This window comes from Citrobacter sp. C13, assembly GCF_014596815.2.
GTDB lineage: Bacteria > Pseudomonadota > Gammaproteobacteria > Enterobacterales > Enterobacteriaceae > Citrobacter > Citrobacter portucalensis.
Window position 1 is genome coordinate 4,553,973 of the sequence record NZ_CP115024.1, and the last position, 18,594, is coordinate 4,572,566.

The following is an 18,594-nucleotide window of genomic DNA, read 5'->3' on the forward strand; positions in this document are numbered from 1 at the left end:
TTGAATCGCCACAGATAATCTAGACACTTCCGAGCCGTTGATAATACTGGTTTTCATATTCTGTCGGTGACATCTGATCGCTAGAACCATGCCGACGCTTACTGTTATAAAACATTTCGATGTAATCAAAAATATCACTGCGGGCTTCTTCCCGCGTTCCGTAGATCTTTTTCTTTATCCGTTCGCGTTTCAACAACTGGAAAAAGCTTTCTGCAACCGCATTATCATGGCAGTTACCGCGACGGCTCATGCTGCCCTCCAGGCCGTGTGATTTCAGGAAAGACTGCCACTCATGGCTTGTGTACTGACTGCCCTGATCCGAATGAACCAGCACCTGTTTTTGGGGATTACGCCGCCATACAGCCATCAGCAGTGCGTTCAGGACAATGTCCTTTGTCATCCGGGATTGCATGGACCAGCCGATAATTTTGCGTGAGAACAGATCAACAACCACAGCAAGATACAGCCAGCCTTCGTGGGTCCTGATGTAGGTTATGTCTGTTACCCAACGCTCATCAGGAGCATCCGGATTGAACTGTCGCTGGAGCCTGTTGGGCGACACGATACTGGCCTCGCCTTTACGTGCCCGCGGGCTCCGGTATCCGACCTGAGCCTTTATCCCGACACGTTTCATCAGTCGCCAGACTCTGTTCACTCCGCACTGTTGCCCGCTGTCCCGCAGATCCAGATGGATTTTGCGATAACCATAGACGCATCCCGATTCCAGCCAGAACTGTTTAATCTGTCCTGTCAGTCTCAGGTCTGCCTGATGGCGTTGAGAATGCGGCTGCTGAAGCCAGGCGTAAAAACCACTGGGATGAACATCCAGCACCCGACAGAGCAGGCGAACAGGCCAGCAACAGGTGTTGTCACGGATAAAGGCGTACCTCAGTCGGACAGCTTTGCGAAGTACGCCGCGGCTTTTTTTAATATGTCCCGTTCGTCGGTAACCCGCTTCAGCTCTTTCTGGAGACGACGGATCTCGGCCTGAGCATCTGACTGTTCTTTATTAGTGGAAGAATCCGGACCGTACTTCTTTATCCAGGCGTAAAGGCTGTGGGTGGTGATATCGAGACGTGTTGCCACGCTGGCAACAGAATAACCGCGATCAACAACCTGTTTGACTGCTTCAGTTTTAAACTCTTCGGGATAACGCTTACCGCTCATGGGCACCTCTCTTTAAGCCATCTTAAATGACTCTGAGGTGTCTGTTAAACCCGTGGCGATTCACTTATCAGGCCTACAAAATACGTTCAGCCCAGCCCCTGCAGGCCGGATAAGGCGGCACGCCGCATCCGGCGGTTTTCATCCCGCACAGACGCAAAGAAGCCCATCCGGCAGGATGGGCTTCTTCACTTTAATTGATGCCTGGCAGTTCCCTACTCTCGCATGGGGAGACCCCACACTACCATCGGCGCTACGGCGTTTCACTTCTGAGTTCGGCATGGGGTCAGGTGGGACCACCGCGCTACAGCCGCCAGGCAAATTCTGTTTATCAACACGCTTTTAGCATGTCGATGTCATCTGTAATCAGGCTGAAATCGATGTCTTTCTTTCGCCAAAACATCTTCGGCGTTGTAAGGTTAAGCCTCACGGTTCATTAGTATCGGTTAGCTCAATGTATCGCTACACTTACACACCCGACCTATCAACGTCGTCGTCTTCAACGTTCCTTCAGGACTCTCAAGGAGTCAGGGAGAACTCATCTCGGGGCAAGTTTCGTGCTTAGATGCTTTCAGCACTTATCTCTTCCGCATTTAGCTACCGGGCAATGCCATTGGCATGACAACCCGAACACCAGTGATGCGTCCACTCCGGTCCTCTCGTACTAGGAGCAGCCCCCCTCAATTCTCCAGCGCCCACGGCAGATAGGGACCGAACTGTCTCACGACGTTCTAAACCCAGCTCGCGTACCACTTTAAATGGCGAACAGCCATACCCTTGGGACCTACTTCAGCCCCAGGATGTGATGAGCCGACATCGAGGTGCCAAACACCGCCGTCGATATGAACTCTTGGGCGGTATCAGCCTGTTATCCCCGGAGTACCTTTTATCCGTTGAGCGATGGCCCTTCCATTCAGAACCACCGGATCACTAAGACCTGCTTTCGCACCTGCTCGAGCCGTCACTCTCGCAGTCAAGCTAGCTTATGCCTTTGCACTAACCTCCTGATGTCCGACCAGGATTAGCTAACCTTCGTGCTCCTCCGTTACTCTTTAGGAGGAGACCGCCCCAGTCAAACTACCCACCAGACACTGTCCGCAACCCGGATCACGGGTCTACGTTAGAACACCAGCCATTAAAGGGTGGTATTTCAAGGATGGCTCCATGCAGACTGGCGTCCACACTTCAAAGCCTCCCACCTATCCTACACATCAAGGACCAGTGTTCAGTGTCAAGCTATAGTAAAGGTTCACGGGGTCTTTCCGTCTTGCCGCGGGTACACTGCATCTTCACAGCGAGTTCAATTTCACTGAGTCTCGGGTGGAGACAGCCTGGCCATCATTACGCCATTCGTGCAGGTCGGAACTTACCCGACAAGGAATTTCGCTACCTTAGGACCGTTATAGTTACGGCCGCCGTTTACCGGGGCTTCGATCAAGAGCTTCTCCTTACGGATAACCCCATCAATTAACCTTCCGGCACCGGGCAGGCGTCACACCGTATACGTCCACTTTCGTGTTTGCACAGTGCTGTGTTTTTAATAAACAGTTGCAGCCAGCTGGTATCTTCGACTGATTTCAGCTCCATGGGTAAACCACTTCACCTACATATCAGCGTGCCTTCTCCCGAAGTTACGGCACCATTTTGCCTAGTTCCTTCACCCGAGTTCTCTCAAGCGCCTTGGTATTCTCTACCTGACCACCTGTGTCGGTTTGGGGTACGATTTCGTGTTACCTGATGCTTAGAGGCTTTTCCTGGAAGCAGGGCATTTGTTACTTCAGCACCGTAGTGCCTCGTCATCACACCTCAGCGTTAAAAGAAGTCCGGATTTACCTAAACTTCCCGCCTACATGCTTAAACCGGGACAACCGTCGCCCGGCTAACATAGCCTTCTCCGTCCCCCCTTCGCAGTAACACCAAGTACAGGAATATTAACCTGTTTCCCATCGACTACGCCTTTCGGCCTCGCCTTAGGGGTCGACTCACCCTGCCCCGATTAACGTTGGACAGGAACCCTTGGTCTTCCGGCGTGCGGGTTTTTCACCCGCATTATCGTTACTTATGTCAGCATTCGCACTTCTGATACCTCCAGCATACCTCACAGTACACCTTCAACGGCTTACAGAACGCTCCCCTACCCAACAACACATAGTGTCGCTGCCGCAGCTTCGGTGCATGGTTTAGCCCCGTTACATCTTCCGCGCAGGCCGACTCGACCAGTGAGCTATTACGCTTTCTTTAAATGATGGCTGCTTCTAAGCCAACATCCTGGCTGTCTGTGCCTTCCCACATCGTTTCCCACTTAACCATGACTTTGGGACCTTAGCTGGCGGTCTGGGTTGTTTCCCTCTTCACGACGGACGTTAGCACCCGCCGTGTGTCTCCCGTGATAACATTCTTCGGTATTCGCAGTTTGCATCGGGTTGGTAAGTCGGGATGACCCCCTAGCCGAAACAGTGCTCTACCCCCGAAGATGAATTCACGAGGCGCTACCTAAATAGCTTTCGGGGAGAACCAGCTATCTCCCGGTTTGATTGGCCTTTCACCCCCAGCCACAAGTCATCCGCTAATTTTTCAACATTAGTCGGTTCGGTCCTCCAGTTAGTGTTACCCAACCTTCAACCTGCCCATGGCTAGATCACCGGGTTTCGGGTCTATACCCTGCAACTTAACGCCCAGTTAAGACTCGGTTTCCCTTCGGCTCCCCTATTCGGTTAACCTTGCTACAGAATATAAGTCGCTGACCCATTATACAAAAGGTACGCAGTCACACCCCAAAGGGTGCTCCCACTGCTTGTACGTACACGGTTTCAGGTTCTTTTTCACTCCCCTCGCCGGGGTTCTTTTCGCCTTTCCCTCACGGTACTGGTTCACTATCGGTCAGTCAGGAGTATTTAGCCTTGGAGGATGGTCCCCCCATATTCAGACAGGATACCACGTGTCCCGCCCTACTCTTCGAGTTCACAACACATGCACTTTTGTGTACGGGACTTTCACCCTGTATCGTGCGACTTTCCAGACGCTTCCACTAACACACATGCTGATTCAGACTCTGGGCTGCTCCCCGTTCGCTCGCCGCTACTGGGGGAATCTCGGTTGATTTCTTTTCCTCGGGGTACTTAGATGTTTCAGTTCCCCCGGTTCGCTTCATTACGCTATGTATTCACGTAATGATAGTGTGACGAATCACACTGGGTTTCCCCATTCGGAAATCGCCGGTTATAACGGTTCATATCACCTTACCGACGCTTATCGCAGATTAGCACGTCCTTCATCGCCTCTGACTGCCAGGGCATCCACCGTGTACGCTTAGTCGCTTAACCTCACAACCCGAAGATGTTTCTTTCGATTCATCATCGGTTTGCAAAAATTTGAGAGACTCGAACACACCGCTTTTCATTTCTTATTACGGAGAAATGAAACAGTGTGTCGTTTCAATTTTCAGCTTGATCCAGATTTTTAAAGAGCAAATATCTCAAACGTGACTCGGAAGTCAGTTTTGAGATACTTCGGTCGGCGACTTTCACTCACACATACCAGCAAGTGGCGTCCCCTAGGGGATTCGAACCCCTGTTACCGCCGTGAAAGGGCGGTGTCCTGGGCCTCTAGACGAAGGGGACACTGAAGTCTCAATCGCAAGACGCCTTGCTATTTACTTTTCATCAGACAATCTGTGTGAGCACTGCAAAGGTCGGTTCTTTAAGGTAAGGAGGTGATCCAACCGCAGGTTCCCCTACGGTTACCTTGTTACGACTTCACCCCAGTCATGAATCACAAAGTGGTAAGCGCCCTCCCGAAGGTTAAGCTACCTACTTCTTTTGCAACCCACTCCCATGGTGTGACGGGCGGTGTGTACAAGGCCCGGGAACGTATTCACCGTGGCATTCTGATCCACGATTACTAGCGATTCCGACTTCATGGAGTCGAGTTGCAGACTCCAATCCGGACTACGACATACTTTATGAGGTCCGCTTGCTCTCGCGAGGTCGCTTCTCTTTGTATATGCCATTGTAGCACGTGTGTAGCCCTACTCGTAAGGGCCATGATGACTTGACGTCATCCCCACCTTCCTCCAGTTTATCACTGGCAGTCTCCTTTGAGTTCCCGGCCGAACCGCTGGCAACAAAGGATAAGGGTTGCGCTCGTTGCGGGACTTAACCCAACATTTCACAACACGAGCTGACGACAGCCATGCAGCACCTGTCTCAGAGTTCCCGAAGGCACCAAAGCATCTCTGCTAAGTTCTCTGGATGTCAAGAGTAGGTAAGGTTCTTCGCGTTGCATCGAATTAAACCACATGCTCCACCGCTTGTGCGGGCCCCCGTCAATTCATTTGAGTTTTAACCTTGCGGCCGTACTCCCCAGGCGGTCGACTTAACGCGTTAGCTCCGGAAGCCACGCCTCAAGGGCACAACCTCCAAGTCGACATCGTTTACGGCGTGGACTACCAGGGTATCTAATCCTGTTTGCTCCCCACGCTTTCGCACCTGAGCGTCAGTCTTTGTCCAGGGGGCCGCCTTCGCCACCGGTATTCCTCCAGATCTCTACGCATTTCACCGCTACACCTGGAATTCTACCCCCCTCTACAAGACTCTAGCCTGCCAGTTTCGGATGCAGTTCCCAGGTTGAGCCCGGGGATTTCACATCCGACTTGACAGACCGCCTGCGTGCGCTTTACGCCCAGTAATTCCGATTAACGCTTGCACCCTCCGTATTACCGCGGCTGCTGGCACGGAGTTAGCCGGTGCTTCTTCTGCGAGTAACGTCAATTGCTGCGGTTATTAACCACAACACCTTCCTCCTCGCTGAAAGTACTTTACAACCCGAAGGCCTTCTTCATACACGCGGCATGGCTGCATCAGGCTTGCGCCCATTGTGCAATATTCCCCACTGCTGCCTCCCGTAGGAGTCTGGACCGTGTCTCAGTTCCAGTGTGGCTGGTCATCCTCTCAGACCAGCTAGGGATCGTCGCCTAGGTGAGCCGTTACCCCACCTACTAGCTAATCCCATCTGGGCACATCCGATGGCAAGAGGCCCGAAGGTCCCCCTCTTTGGTCTTGCGACGTTATGCGGTATTAGCTACCGTTTCCAGTAGTTATCCCCCTCCATCGGGCAGTTTCCCAGACATTACTCACCCGTCCGCCACTCGTCACCCAAGGAGCAAGCTCCTCTGTGCTACCGTTCGACTTGCATGTGTTAGGCCTGCCGCCAGCGTTCAATCTGAGCCATGATCAAACTCTTCAATTTAAAAGTTTGATGCTCAATGAATTAAACTTCGTAATGAATTACGTGTTCACTCGTTGAGACTTGGTATTCATTTTTCGTCTTGCGACGTTAAGAATCCGTATCTTCGAGTGCCCACACAGATTGTCTGATAAATTGTTAAAGAGCAGTTGCGACGCGCTTTAGCGCTCTGTCGCGAGGTGGCGTATATTACGCTTTCCTCTTTCAGAGTCAACCCTCATTTTCAGGTTTTTCTCTTCAACCGAACCGGCTGTTTGTGTGAAGTGATTCACATCCGCCGTGTCGATGGAGGCGCATTATAGGGAGTTTCCTGCGGCCCGCAACCCTTAAATGACAGAAAAATGACTGACTGCTGCATTCCACAGCGAAACCCCGCCTTATACCCATTTACACACAGAGTTATCCACAAACCACACGATCGTTTCTACGATCCTCTCGTTATATCAGCCTCCTTCAACAGAAAAAGAAGAGGTCAAAATCGAAAATTAAAAATTCGCGAGCGTTGCGCAAACGTTTTCGTTACAATGCCCCCGCAAAACAAGGATGCCCCGTAAGGGGCGTTAGCTGAGTTTTTAGCCAAGAATTCACCTAACGCTCTCTGTAATAGTCAAATCCAGGGGATTTACCATGCAACAACGTCGTCCAGTCCGCCGCGCTCTGCTCAGTGTTTCTGACAAGGCCGGTATCATCGAATTCGCTCAGGCACTTTCCACACGTGGTGTGGAGCTGCTGTCTACAGGTGGCACTGCGCGCCTGTTAGCGGAGAAAGGTCTGCCAGTGACCGAAGTTTCCGATTACACCGGCTTCCCGGAAATGATGGATGGACGCGTGAAGACCCTGCATCCGAAAGTCCACGGCGGCATTCTTGGTCGTCGCGGTCAGGATGACGGAATTATGGAACAGCACGGTATCGCCCCTATCGATATGGTGGTTGTAAACCTGTATCCATTCGCCGAGACCGTCGCCCGTGAAGGCTGCTCGCTGGAAGATGCGGTAGAGAACATTGATATCGGCGGCCCGACCATGGTGCGTTCCGCTGCCAAGAACCATAAAGACGTAGCGATCGTTGTGAAGAGCAGCGACTACGACGCCATTATTAAAGAGATGGATGCCAACGAAGGCTCCCTGACTCTGGAAACCCGCTTTGACCTCGCGATTAAAGCCTTCGAACACACCGCCGCCTACGACAGCATGATTGCCAACTACTTCGGCAGCATGGTTCCGGCTTATCACGGTGAAAGTAAAGAAGCCGCTGGCCGTTTTCCGCGTACGCTGAACCTGAACTTCATTAAGAAGCAGGATATGCGCTACGGCGAGAACAGCCACCAGCAAGCTGCCTTCTATATAGAAGAGAATGTTAAAGAAGCGTCCGTTGCCACCGCGCAGCAGGTACAGGGCAAAGCGCTTTCCTACAACAATATCGCCGATACCGACGCGGCGCTGGAGTGCGTGAAAGAGTTCAGCGAGCCAGCCTGTGTGATCGTTAAGCACGCTAACCCGTGTGGCGTAGCGGTAAGCACCTCTATTCTCGATGCTTACGACCGCGCCTATAAAACCGACCCGACCTCCGCATTCGGCGGCATCATCGCTTTCAACCGCGAACTGGATGCCGAAACCGCGCAGGCCATCATCTCCCGTCAGTTCGTGGAAGTGATTATCGCCCCGTCCGCAACCGAAGACGCGCTGAAAATCACCGCCGCCAAACAGAACGTTCGCGTTCTGACCTGCGGTCAGTGGGCACAACGTGTACCGGGCCTCGACTTCAAACGCGTTAACGGCGGTTTGCTGGTTCAGGACAGGGATCTGGGGATGGTGAGCGAAGGCGAACTGCGCGTGGTGTCCAAACGTCAGCCGACCGAGCAAGAGCTGCGCGATGCACTGTTCTGCTGGAAAGTCGCCAAGTTCGTGAAATCCAACGCCATTGTTTATGCCAAAGAGAACATGACTATCGGCATAGGCGCAGGCCAGATGAGCCGCGTGTACTCCGCAAAAATCGCCGGGATTAAAGCGGCTGACGAAGGTCTGGAAGTGAAAGGCTCTGCAATGGCCTCTGACGCCTTCTTCCCGTTCCGCGATGGTATTGATGCTGCCGCCGCCGTTGGCGTGAGCTGCGTTATCCAGCCCGGTGGTTCTATCCGTGATGACGAAGTCATTGCCGCTGCCGATGAACACGGTATCGCGATGATCTTTACCGACATGCGCCACTTCCGCCATTAATCCACGGAGCAGACGATGAAAGTATTAGTGATTGGCAACGGCGGGCGCGAGCACGCCCTGGCCTGGAAAGCCGCACAGTCCCCGCTGGTTGATACCGTTTTTGTCGCACCGGGTAACGCCGGTACCGCACTGGAGCCCGCGTTGCAGAACGTGGCTATCAGCGTCACCGATATTCCAGCTCTGCTGAGCTTTGCCCAGAACGAGAAAATTGACCTGACCATCGTCGGCCCGGAAGCGCCGCTGGTGATTGGCGTAGTCGATGCGTTCCGCGCCGCTGGCCTGAAGATCTTCGGGCCAACCGAAGGTGCTGCACAGCTGGAAGGCTCCAAAGCCTTCACCAAAGATTTCCTCGCCCGTCACCAGATCCCGACGGCGGAATATCAGAACTTCACTGAGATTGAGCCAGCGTTGGCCTATCTGCGTGAGAAAGGCGCGCCGATCGTCATCAAAGCTGACGGTCTGGCTGCCGGTAAAGGCGTTATCGTGGCAATGACGCTGGAGGAAGCCGAAGCTGCCGTTCATGACATGCTGGCAGGAAACGCTTTTGGCGATGCGGGCCACCGCATTGTTATCGAAGAGTTCCTCGACGGTGAAGAAGCGAGCTTTATCGTGATGGTCGACGGCGAGCACGTGCTGCCGATGGCCACCAGCCAGGACCACAAACGCGTAGGTAACGGCGATACCGGCCCGAACACCGGTGGTATGGGTGCTTACTCACCCGCGCCGGTGGTAACTGATGAAGTGCATCAGCACACCATGGAACGCATTATTTGGCCAACCGTAAAAGGTATGGCAGCGGAAGGGAATACCTACACCGGTTTCCTGTACGCGGGTCTGATGATCGACAAGCAGGGCAATCCGAAGGTTATCGAGTTCAACTGCCGCTTCGGCGATCCGGAAACCCAGCCGATCATGCTGCGCATGAAATCGGACCTGGTGGAGCTTTGCCTGGCCGCCTGCGACGGCAAGCTGGATGAGAAAACCTCCGAGTGGGACGAACGCGCCTCGCTGGGTGTGGTCATTGCCGCCGGAGGTTACCCGGGCAACTACAACACCGGTGATGAGATCCACGGTCTGCCGCTGGAAGAAGTAGAAGACGGGAAAGTGTTCCATGCGGGCACGAAACTCGCCGATGACGATCGCGTGCTGACCAGCGGCGGTCGCGTGCTGTGCGCCACCGCCCTGGGTCATACTGTGGCTGAAGCGCAGAAACGCGCTTACACCCTGATGACCGACATCCGCTGGGATGGCAGCTTCAGCCGTAACGACATCGGCTGGCGCGCCATTGAACGCGAGCAACGCTAACGCGAAATTTTCGCCAGCAGCGTTTTACGCGTAATGCCTAACTGACGGGCGGCTTCCGTTTTATTGCCGCCCGTTTTTTCCAGCGCCGCCAGAATCACCTCTTTTTCGACATCCACCAGCGGTTGGATCTCGCCACTGAATTCCGTTTTTATCGGCATCGCGGCAATCGCCATCGGCAGCTCGCGTTCGGAAATATATTCCCCCGTCAGCAGTACCACCGAGCGCTCAATCGCATTTTCCAGCTCACGAATATTGCCCGGCCAGTCGTAGTGAATCAGCAGATCCATCGCCTGCGGAGTAAAGCCTTTCACCGCTTTGCGGTTACGCGCGGCAAAACGCTGGAGAAAATGTTCGGCTAGCAGCGGAATATCTTCCCGACGCTGGCACAGTGCTGGCATTTCAATGGTGACGACGTTCAGGCGATAGTAGAGATCCTGACGAAAGCGCCCGGCGCTGACTTCCTCTGCTAGATCGCGATGCGTGGCGGCGATCAGCCGGACATCAACGGCAATAGTCTGATTGCTGCCAACGCGCTGCACTTCTCGCTCCTGGATAGCCCGCAGCAGACGCACCTGCATCAGCGGTGAAATATCACCGATTTCATCAAGAAATAACGTGCCGCCATCAGCTTCCACAAAGCGACCTTCCCGCCGTTTATCCGCCCCGGTAAACGCCCCTTTCTCGTGACCAAAAAGTTCGGACTCCAGCAGCGATTCATTAAGCGCCGCGCAGTTGAGCGTCACCAGCTGTTTATCGCGACGGGCGCTGCTGGCATGCAGCGCCCGGGCTACCAACTCTTTACCCGTGCCGGAGTCTCCGTGAATGAGCACCGTGGCATCCGAGGGCGCAACCATCGCGATTTCATTGAGCAACTTCTGCATCGCCGGGCTGCTGCCAATCATGCCAAACTGCGCAGCCGACGCTGATGGCAGTTCAGTGCCCGTTTCCCGCGTATGCGCCAGCGCCTTTTCCAGCGTCTCCTGCAGACGGTCAAAATCCAGCGGCTTGATTAAGTAGTCCAGCGCCCCGGTTTTAAGCGCCTCAACGGCGGTCTCCACGCTGGAGAACGCCGTCATGATCAAGACCGGAATCGCCGGATTCAGCGCTTTAATCTCTTTCAGCGTTGCGATGCCGTCCATCTCCGCCATGCGTACATCACACAGCACTAAATCAAATACGCGTTCGTGCACCTGTTCCAGCGCCGCTCGCCCGCTATAGGCCAGCGCGACCTCATAACCCCAGCCGCGCAGCAGCGCCTGTAAAATGGTGCAGTGGCTGATATCGTCATCTACCACCAGAATATTGATTTTTCCGCGCGTCATCCTTGTTAATCCTGTTGTTTCGCTTTGGTCGGCAGCCAAAGGGTAAAGGTCGCGCCTTTGCCCTCAACGCTTGCCACCTGAATGGTGCCACCGTGCTGTTCGATAATGTTCTGCACTACCGCCAGCCCGAGGCCGGTTCCGTCAGCTTTGGTCGTATAGTAAGGCGTAAAAATGGCCTCCAGCTGTTCCGCCGCAATCCCCTTCCCAGTATCGGTAACCACAATTTTAACGCGATCGCCGCTGCTTTCATTCGCTTCAACCGTGATCGTGCCCTGACGACCAATCGCATGAATGGCGTTCAGATACAGATTCAACAAAACCTGAGTCAGTCGGTCGGGATCGGCCTGGATAGCGGGCAGCGTACAATTGGCCGAAAAGCGGAGCTGGATTTCCCGGCTTGCCGCATCCTGACTCACCAGGTGTAATGAGTGGGTGATAACCTCATTGAGATCCACCTGTTGCAGCGTCAGATGTGCAGGTTTCACCAGCTCCAGCAACTCGCTCACCACCCGATTTAAACGATCCGCCTCTTTCGCCATCACCTGTGCCAGCTCATGCGACTCGCCTCCTGCCGGGGTTCGCTCGGCAAAATACTTCGCTAACCCTTTGATCGATGAAAGCGGGTTACGAATTTCATGTGCCACCCCAGCCGCAAGATGACCGAGCGCTAACAGTTTTTCTTTACGCTTCATCGCATCCTGGAGTTCTTTGTACGAGCGCTGATAGCGCTGATACCAGAAGAACGTCAGCACGGTGGCCAGCAACACAGCCGCCAGCGCAGACAAGACTATCAGTGTGTTACGCCACTCCCTTGCCTGAGTCGCTGTCAGATCGCTGGCATCAAAGGCGATAAATATGGTTTGTGCTGGGGAGATAAGCTGCCCGTCATTGCTGGCACAGCGCGCCATGCCGTGGCGTCCTGGACCATACATCGGCTGAAACTGGCGATAAATTTCCAGTGCTGGCGTTTTTTCACCATCCCTCGCTGGAATTTCAATATTCCGCCAGCTTTCTTGCTCCCCAGGACTAAGCTGTCGCAGGACATCCGATGAATAGAGCGTTTTACCGACCATCGCGGAATTGCTGTGGGTAATAATGACACCATGCTCATCGACGACAGCAAACCATAGCACGCCAGGCTGTACAGCCATTTCCTCCAGTAGCGTCTGCTGTTGTGCATGATGCATGCGCATCCCCATGCCTACACGCGTACCAGACTCCAGAGCGCGAATGAGCACGCTGCCTTTTTCCAGTAGCGTTTGCCGCGCGGCGCCACTTTCCCGCCCATAGTCCCGAATGGTCATAATCGAAAACCAGCCGACCAAAACCAAGATTGCCGCCAGCAAGAGTCGGCTCAACCACTTTGCCACCGTATCCTTATAAAGACGCATACGCTCTCCCTTCACCCCGCCTGTTCCTTTCATCGTTGCAGGTATACAGCAGAAATCATGCCATTTTTTCCCCCTGATAACCCTGCCCTCAGACACAAACAGCTGAAAGTAACGGGTAAAAATGACTCGCTGGCGCGTTCTGGCGAGTCATTTTTACTCGTTTCCCTGCAAAGACGGCGGGTACAACGCCCGCAGGACTGGGATTGCCGCTTTGGCACGGAAGATGCAAAAGGAAATGTAAGCTAACCAACAGGAGAACGAACGATGAAACGGAACAACAAACTGGCACTGATTGCACTTTCTCTTATCGCACTTGGCTCCACCCCAGTACTGGCACAGAATCACTGGGGATATGGTGATGGAATGCAGCAACGGGGTGGTACGCCAATGACCGCTGAGCAGCAGGCTGCTGCACAGAAAATCTATGATGATTATTATTCCCAGACCAGCGCGTTGCGCCAACAGCTGACATCCAAACGTTATGAGTACAATGCACTATTAACGGCCAGCTCGCCGGACACGGCAAAAATTAACGCCGTTGCAAAAGAGATGGAAGCGTTGAATCAGTCTCTGGACGAGCAGCGCGTTAAACGCGATGTCGCAATGGCGCAGGCTGGCGTGCCACGTGGCGCGGGTATGGGCTATGGCGGATGCGGCGGTGGCGGTAACCATCGCGGCGGCGGCCATATGGGAATGGGGCACTGGTAAAAGACTTAATGCCTGATGACGCTATAGGGATCAGGCCTGCTGATTACCTGTCTTCAGGTTTTCAGAAAGTTTTGGCTGTAGGCTGCCAGTGACAAAAATCTTCATTGGCGACCAGCAGTAGCTGCGACCCTTCGGGCGCTTCCAGCCATGCCACACTCACCTCTACGGATGAATGTCTCTGGCGGCGCTCGATATGGTTTATCGCCCACGACTCCAGGTCTGGCTTCAGCGTTTCACCTTCACAGGTTGTGACCGTGTTATCCGCATGCCAACGTCCCTGACGCAATATCACCCGGCCCTGACGCAGCGCATCGCTGGTCTGGCGAATTTGATCGGCGCGATAGCGGTAAAGCGCGATTTGATCGCTGGAAAGCTGCTGCTTTTGCCCGTCGACTTCACGCTGCATGAAGCTGAGTTCGCCCCGGTCATCGAAGCGTATACGGACATGTTCAGCCGGTTTACTGTAAACGTTGAGTTCTATCAGAGAGAGCGAATCACCCTGCCAGCGGTATTCACTGGTAGTGGTTTCGCCTTTACGCCACGGACTAAATACCGAGAGCAAGTGAACATCGTCACCGGAGTCTTTACGCCAAATGCGTACCGCCCCCTGATCGCCAACATAGCCGCTGGCCGTGAAAGGAGGAAGCTCAGAATGGCTACCGCAGGCAGACAGTAACAGAACACCTGAAAGCCAAAGCGTATGACGCCAGATGGACAAAAGGGGCGAAACCGCCCCTTCGTTAAAACTGTTCACTGCCACGCGAATTACTTAACCGCGTCTTTCAGTGCTTTACCAGAAACAAATGCCGGTACGTTAGCTGCGGCGATTTTGATTTCTTTACCGGTCTGCGGGTTGCGGCCAGTGCGCTCAGCACGGTGGTTCACTTTGAAGGTACCGAAACCAACCAGTTGTACAGCATCGCCTTCTTTCAGAGACTCAGTAATAGCAGCCAGAGTGGATTCCAGAGCAGCTTTAGCCTGTGTTTTAGACAGTTCTGCTTTGTCTGCAATTACATCAATCAGTTGAGTCTTGTTCATAAGTTATCCTTACAATGTGTTTATCGCTTGCTAAGCATCGAGTGCGACGGAAATGCCAGAAAAGCACTCTCCTGCATACACGCACCGATAGCCACTTTTTTTCGCCCCCCAAATGTAGACCAGACCGGGGGCGGATGGGAAGCCTTCAGGCACGACAAATCAGGCGTTAAATCACGTTTTGTGGTGTCATTGCTGAAAATTTATACCAATATTGCTCTCGCCAGCCTCGCGCAGGTCTGCACGCAGCCCTTTTATCAGCTCAATATCGCGTTCTTCACAGTCGGCTAAAAGTCGGAAAATTTCCCACTGAATATCCCATTCTTGCTCAACGGCAGGGTTCTCTTTGAGCTCTTCATCGGTCATTTCGCGACCAGCCTGAGTCATTTCCAGCATCGCAACCGTCGTAATCGAAGCCTTACTCACTTCGATTGCATGCTCCAGCGTTTCACCGCTAAGACGCGAATGCATCAGTTCGCTTAATGCCACACAAGCATCAATCGCCGGATAAACACCGTACAGATCGTAATCGTCTGCAGAAGGAATGGCCTCTTCAAACTTTTCCAGCTGGCTGTCGAAATTGATTTTCGCGTCTTTAACCGTCAGCGCTTCCCAAATCAGATCCAGAATTCGGCGGTAAATCTGTCCATCGCCAAATTCAGTTTGCTTGCAGAACATGGCGTAGTTTGGGTACATGCGTTCGCACAGACAGGCCATAAACGTGACGTGCTGCCAGCTTTCCAGCTTCTCCAGACGCAGGTGAATCGGATTTTGTAACATGATGAGTTCTCAAATACGGAAATTAGCCGCAGTTTACCCGATATAGGGCGTTTTTGCTGCAAGCCGAGTAAAAGCCGGGCGTTCGGATGCTACCGCATCTGCCCAGCGTGTTGGTTCCGGCAAACGATAGCCGTTCATACAGCGTTGAACCCACGCCAGTGCGCTGTCCATACTCACGCGGTGGCCCGTGGAAATAAACAACGGGTTACAGCGCGCTTTGCTGCGCCAGACCCATGCCAGTTGTTCGCCTTTATCCAGCAACGGCGCTAGCGCACCAGGTTCAGCAGCGAGCGGTTCAAACTTGCCGCACAACCGTTTTTTCGCCACGCCGATCGTCGGGACATCCACCAGCAGACCAAAATGGCTGGCCACGCCCAGACGACGCGGGTGAGAAATGCCATGCCCGTCAACGAACAGCAGATCTGGCTTGTGCGAGAGCAGTTGCCAGGCGGCCATCAGCGCGGGAGTTTCACGAAAGGAGAGAAAACCGGGAATGTAGGGCATGGTGGTGGCGATACGCGCCACCTTGTATTCGACCAGTTCAAGCGTGGGATACTTCAGTAAGACCATCGCGGCTCGCGTCACTTCGCCACCCTGCTCAAACCCAACGTCCGCCCCGCCGATCAGATCCGGCGGATCGTTCTTCAGACGATCCTCGCGGATCACTGAAGAAGCCAGTTCAAGCTGCTGCGCGCGTAATGACGCGAGATCCATGATAACTCCTTAGCGGTGGTACTGTTCGGACAACCGATGTACCGCCTCCACAAAGACACCCGCATGTTCTGGCGGGACGTCCTGATGAATGCCGTGGCCCAGGTTAAAGACATGCCCTTCACCCTGACCGAATCCGGCCAGAATTGTCGCCACCTCTTCTTCGATGCGGGCTGGCGGCGCATACAGCATGGACGGATCCATATTGCCCTGGAGCGCCACTTTATGACCTACACGACGACGCGCATCGGCAATGTCAGTGGTCCAGTCGAGACCTAACGCATCACAGCCGGTTTCCGCCATCGCTTCCAGCCACTGACCACCGCCTTTGGTAAACAGCGTCACCGGTACGCGACGACCTTCGTTCTCGCGCAGCAGGCCATCAACGATTTTGTGCATGTAGTACAAAGAGAACTGCTGATAGTCGCGACCGGTCAGCACGCCACCCCAGGTGTCGAAAATCATCACCGACTGCGCACCCGCTTTGATCTGCGCGTTCAGGTACAGCGTGACGCTCTTCGCCAGCTTATCAAGCAGCAGATGCAGCGCTTTAGGGTCGGCGTACATCATCTTTTTAATCACGGTGAAGGCTTTGCTGCTGCCGCCTTCAACCATGTAGGTCGCCAGCGTCCACGGACTACCGGAGAAGCCGATCAGCGGCACTTCGCCTTTCAGTTCACGGCGGATAGTACGCACCGCGTTCATCACGTACCCCAACCCATCTTCCGGATCCGGGATCGGCAGTTTGTCGACGTCAGCCTTGCTGGTAATCGGAGAGGTAAAGCGTGGACCTTCTCCTGCTTCAAAATACAGCCCGAGTCCCATCGCATCCGGGATCGTCAGGATATCCGAGAAGAGGATCGCGGCATCAAGTTTATAGCGACGCAGCGGCTGCAACGTGACTTCGCAGGCCAGCTCGGCATTTTTGCACAGCGCCATAAAATCGCCCGCTTCGGCACGGGTAGCTTTGTATTCCGGTAGATAGCGGCCTGCCTGGCGCATCATCCATACCGGAGTGACATCAACGGGCTGGCGCAGCAGCGCACGCAGATAACGATCGTTCTTCAGTTCGGTCATTTTTGCAGTTCCTTATTGCGTCAGTCCATCAGTGTATCACCACTCGCTCTTTACTCGTACTCAGCCCGACACATTGCCACAGTGTCTTCAATCAATCGACGCGCGACAGTACCCGGCGGGGGTAAGAGCGGTAAGTCGTCATAGCGATACCAGTTCGCTTCCAGCAGCTCTTTCGGGTCGATGACGATTTCGCCGCTATCATACTCCGCCATAAATGCGGTCATCAAAGACTGCGGGAATGGCCAGGGCTGAGAAGTGACATAGCGCAGATTTTTCACCTTAATCCCGCTTTCTTCCATAACTTCACGCGCCACCGCCTGTTCTAAGGTCTCGCCCACTTCGACAAAACCTGCCAGTACGGTATGCACGCCGTTACGATGGCGAACATGTTGGGCAAGCAGGATGGAATCATCTCGGCGAATAGCGACGATTATGCACGGGGCAATTTGCGGGTAATAACGTTCACGGCAGTGGCTACAGAGCATCGCCCACTCCGTTTTACTCGGGTGCATGGGATGGCCGCAGTAGCCGCAGAATTTATGCGAGCGATAGAACTCCGCCAGCTGTACGCCGCGTCCGGCCAGTTGAAACAGGCCAACGTCCTGGTCAATGACCTGGCGCACCGACCCCATATCGTGTCGACGCTGCTGCTGCACCAGCCAGACAGTCTCCCCTTCCCACTCGCCTATTGGCAGCGCGCGCTGACCAATCAGATCAAAACGGGCTGCGTCGCCATAAGGTAGCTCGCCATGAGGTAACCATAACTTTTGCTCATGACTGACGATCCACCAGCCGCTATCTAATTTTTCAATTATACGATCCATATCTCTTGCGCAACCTTTGCTTCACAGGCATGTTGTTTACATTATTTTTACATTTACGGGTGAGCAGTTCCTAAACACCATCTTGCGGAGTCAATCATGCTAAACCAGCTGGAAAGCCTGACGGAGCACGTCGGAGGAAGTAATAAACTGGTTGATCGCTGGCTACATGTACGTAAGCACCTGCTCGTGGCTTACTACAATCTGGTTGGCATTAAGCCTGGCAAAGAATCGTACATGCGACTCAATGAAAAGGCGCTGGATGATTTTTGTCAGAGCCTAGTCGATTACCTCTCCACCGGACACTTCAGTATTTATGAACGTATTCTCCATAAATTGGAAGGGAACGGGCAGCTTTTAAAAGCCACAAAAATTTGGCCGCTGCTGGAAGCCAATACGCAGCTGATCATGGACTACTATGACTCCAGCCTGGAAACTGCGATTGATCATGATAACTTCCTTGAATTTCAACAGGTTTTATCGGATCTCGGCGAGGCACTGGAAGCCCGATTCGTGCTGGAAGATAAGCTGATCATGCTGGTATTTGACGCAATGCACGAGAGTAACACTCTCAAACGTCATGCTTGAGATTTGCGGCATTAACGCGTAGTTTACATTCATTACCTCTTTACTGAGGTTACTTCTTGTCGGAGTGCTTATTTTCCACAGCAGCATGAGTGGAAAAGGCTGAGACCGTTAATTCGGGATCCGCGGAACCTGATCAGGTTAAAACCTGCGAAGGGAACAAGAGTCAATCTGCAATAGCATCGCCCCCGGGCGAGCTTCTCTCTTGCTTCATCCGTCGTCTGACAAGCCATA

14 protein-coding genes, 1 tRNA gene, 3 rRNA genes and 1 riboswitch are annotated in these 18,594 nt (G+C 53.6%); of the genes, 5 read left to right on the forward strand and 13 right to left on the reverse strand.

Annotated features, from left to right (window positions below; translation table 11 throughout):
• Positions 1-19 precede the first annotated feature (19 nt).
• From IB222_RS21765 to IB222_RS21785, 5 genes are all read right to left on the reverse strand, one after another.
• A protein-coding gene (locus IB222_RS21765) for an IS3 family transposase (protein ID WP_113772681.1) occupies positions 20-1,167 on the reverse strand; the annotation gives its coding sequence in 2 pieces (ribosomal slippage) (positions 20-930 and positions 930-1,167; 1,149 coding nt in all).
• Positions 1,168-1,366: 199 nt separating this feature from the next.
• A 5S ribosomal RNA gene (rrf, locus tag IB222_RS21770) occupies positions 1,367-1,482 on the reverse strand.
• Between the two features lie 97 nt (positions 1,483-1,579).
• Positions 1,580-4,487: ribosomal RNA gene (locus IB222_RS21775) — 23S ribosomal RNA — on the reverse strand.
• A 221-nt stretch (positions 4,488-4,708) separates the two neighbouring features.
• Positions 4,709-4,784, reverse strand: a tRNA-Glu gene (locus IB222_RS21780).
• 85 nt (positions 4,785-4,869) lie between these two features.
• Positions 4,870-6,411: ribosomal RNA gene (locus tag IB222_RS21785) — 16S ribosomal RNA — on the reverse strand.
• The 16S, 23S and 5S rRNA genes sit together here with 1 tRNA gene alongside, the layout of an rRNA operon.
• A 624-nt stretch (positions 6,412-7,035) precedes the next feature.
• On the opposite strand from IB222_RS21785, the gene purH reads away from it, so the two are divergent.
• The gene (purH, locus tag IB222_RS21790) at positions 7,036-8,625 is read left to right on the forward strand and encodes a bifunctional phosphoribosylaminoimidazolecarboxamide formyltransferase/IMP cyclohydrolase (RefSeq protein ID WP_003826795.1); all 1,590 of its coding nucleotides are present in this window, start codon (positions 7,036-7,038) and stop codon (positions 8,623-8,625) included.
• Positions 8,626-8,640: 15 nt separating this feature from the next.
• The gene (gene purD, locus IB222_RS21795) at positions 8,641-9,930 is read left to right on the forward strand and encodes a phosphoribosylamine--glycine ligase (protein ID WP_149385240.1); all 1,290 of its coding nucleotides are present in this window, start codon (positions 8,641-8,643) and stop codon (positions 9,928-9,930) included.
• Here the strand turns inward: purD and zraR are convergent.
• Together zraR and zraS are read right to left on the reverse strand one after the other, a co-directional pair.
• Positions 9,927-11,252: a sigma-54-dependent response regulator transcription factor ZraR gene (zraR, locus tag IB222_RS21800; RefSeq protein ID WP_149385241.1), complete on the reverse strand. Its 1,326-nt coding sequence runs from the start codon at positions 11,250-11,252 to the stop codon at positions 9,927-9,929. The two genes, purD and zraR, sit on opposite strands and share 4 nt — an antisense overlap.
• A gap of 5 nt (positions 11,253-11,257) precedes the next feature.
• Complete coding sequence (zraS, locus tag IB222_RS21805) at positions 11,258-12,643, reverse strand: two-component system sensor histidine kinase ZraS (protein ID WP_126957831.1); 1,386 nt, start codon at positions 12,641-12,643, stop codon at positions 11,258-11,260.
• 57 nt (positions 12,644-12,700) lie between these two features.
• Here zraS and IB222_RS21810 point away from each other — a divergent pair, with 57 nt between their 5' ends.
• Both IB222_RS21810 and zraP read left to right on the forward strand, forming a co-directional pair.
• Positions 12,701-12,889, forward strand: coding sequence for a hypothetical protein (locus IB222_RS21810; RefSeq protein ID WP_032934137.1), 189 nt, complete (start codon positions 12,701-12,703; stop codon positions 12,887-12,889).
• An 18-nt stretch (positions 12,890-12,907) separates the two neighbouring features.
• Positions 12,908-13,351, forward strand: coding sequence for a zinc resistance sensor/chaperone ZraP (gene zraP / locus IB222_RS21815; RefSeq protein ID WP_032945657.1), 444 nt, complete (start codon positions 12,908-12,910; stop codon positions 13,349-13,351).
• Between the two features lie 61 nt (positions 13,352-13,412).
• Here zraP and IB222_RS21820 read toward each other — a convergent pair whose 3' ends face one another.
• From IB222_RS21820 to nudC, 6 genes are all read right to left on the reverse strand, one after another.
• A complete protein-coding gene (locus IB222_RS21820) occupies positions 13,413-14,105 on the reverse strand; it encodes a DUF1481 domain-containing protein (RefSeq protein ID WP_032945667.1) in 693 nt (230 codons plus the stop codon).
• 11 nt (positions 14,106-14,116) lie between these two features.
• On the reverse strand, positions 14,117-14,389 hold the full coding sequence (gene hupA, locus IB222_RS21825; protein ID WP_001044509.1) for a nucleoid-associated protein HU-alpha: 273 nt from the start codon (positions 14,387-14,389) through the stop codon (positions 14,117-14,119).
• A 186-nt stretch (positions 14,390-14,575) separates the two neighbouring features.
• Positions 14,576-15,166 (reverse strand): YjaG family protein, encoded by a 591-nt coding sequence (locus IB222_RS21830; RefSeq protein WP_003842015.1) that lies wholly within the window; start codon positions 15,164-15,166, stop codon positions 14,576-14,578.
• 33 nt (positions 15,167-15,199) lie between these two features.
• Positions 15,200-15,880, reverse strand: a complete 681-nt coding sequence (gene nfi, locus IB222_RS21835; RefSeq protein ID WP_008787113.1) for a deoxyribonuclease V — start codon at positions 15,878-15,880, stop codon at positions 15,200-15,202.
• A 9-nt stretch (positions 15,881-15,889) separates the two neighbouring features.
• Positions 15,890-16,954, reverse strand: a complete 1,065-nt coding sequence (hemE, locus tag IB222_RS21840; protein WP_003826889.1) for a uroporphyrinogen decarboxylase — start codon at positions 16,952-16,954, stop codon at positions 15,890-15,892.
• Between the two features lie 50 nt (positions 16,955-17,004).
• A complete protein-coding gene (gene nudC, locus IB222_RS21845) occupies positions 17,005-17,778 on the reverse strand; it encodes an NAD(+) diphosphatase (RefSeq protein WP_003033074.1) in 774 nt (257 codons plus the stop codon).
• A gap of 96 nt (positions 17,779-17,874) precedes the next feature.
• Here nudC and IB222_RS21850 point away from each other — a divergent pair, with 96 nt between their 5' ends.
• Positions 17,875-18,363: an Rsd/AlgQ family anti-sigma factor gene (locus IB222_RS21850; protein ID WP_032945654.1), complete on the forward strand. Its 489-nt coding sequence runs from the start codon at positions 17,875-17,877 to the stop codon at positions 18,361-18,363.
• A gap of 50 nt (positions 18,364-18,413) precedes the next feature.
• Positions 18,414-18,536, forward strand: a riboswitch (TPP riboswitch).
• Positions 18,537-18,594: the final 58 nt, after the last annotated feature.

What these genes read in the sequence shown, in the direction of transcription:
- nudC (WP_003033074.1), bottom strand. Translation starts at nt 17,778, where the DNA reads ATGGATCGTATAATTGAAAAATTAGATAGCGGCTGGTGGATCGTCAGT.
- hupA (WP_001044509.1), bottom strand. Translation starts at nt 14,389, where the DNA reads ATGAACAAGACTCAACTGATTGATGTAATTGCAGACAAAGCAGAACTG.
- nfi (WP_008787113.1), bottom strand. Translation starts at nt 15,880, where the DNA reads ATGGATCTCGCGTCATTACGCGCGCAGCAGCTTGAACTGGCTTCTTCA.
- purD (WP_149385240.1), top strand. Translation starts at nt 8,641, where the DNA reads ATGAAAGTATTAGTGATTGGCAACGGCGGGCGCGAGCACGCCCTGGCC.
- IB222_RS21830 (WP_003842015.1), bottom strand. Translation starts at nt 15,166, where the DNA reads ATGTTACAAAATCCGATTCACCTGCGTCTGGAGAAGCTGGAAAGCTGG.
- zraS (WP_126957831.1), bottom strand. Translation starts at nt 12,643, where the DNA reads ATGCGTCTTTATAAGGATACGGTGGCAAAGTGGTTGAGCCGACTCTTG.
- zraR (WP_149385241.1), bottom strand. Translation starts at nt 11,252, where the DNA reads ATGACGCGCGGAAAAATCAATATTCTGGTGGTAGATGACGATATCAGC.
- IB222_RS21850 (WP_032945654.1), top strand. Translation starts at nt 17,875, where the DNA reads ATGCTAAACCAGCTGGAAAGCCTGACGGAGCACGTCGGAGGAAGTAAT.
- IB222_RS21810 (WP_032934137.1), top strand. Translation starts at nt 12,701, where the DNA reads ATGCCATTTTTTCCCCCTGATAACCCTGCCCTCAGACACAAACAGCTG.
- purH (WP_003826795.1), top strand. Translation starts at nt 7,036, where the DNA reads ATGCAACAACGTCGTCCAGTCCGCCGCGCTCTGCTCAGTGTTTCTGAC.
- hemE (WP_003826889.1), bottom strand. Translation starts at nt 16,954, where the DNA reads ATGACCGAACTGAAGAACGATCGTTATCTGCGTGCGCTGCTGCGCCAG.
- zraP (WP_032945657.1), top strand. Translation starts at nt 12,908, where the DNA reads ATGAAACGGAACAACAAACTGGCACTGATTGCACTTTCTCTTATCGCA.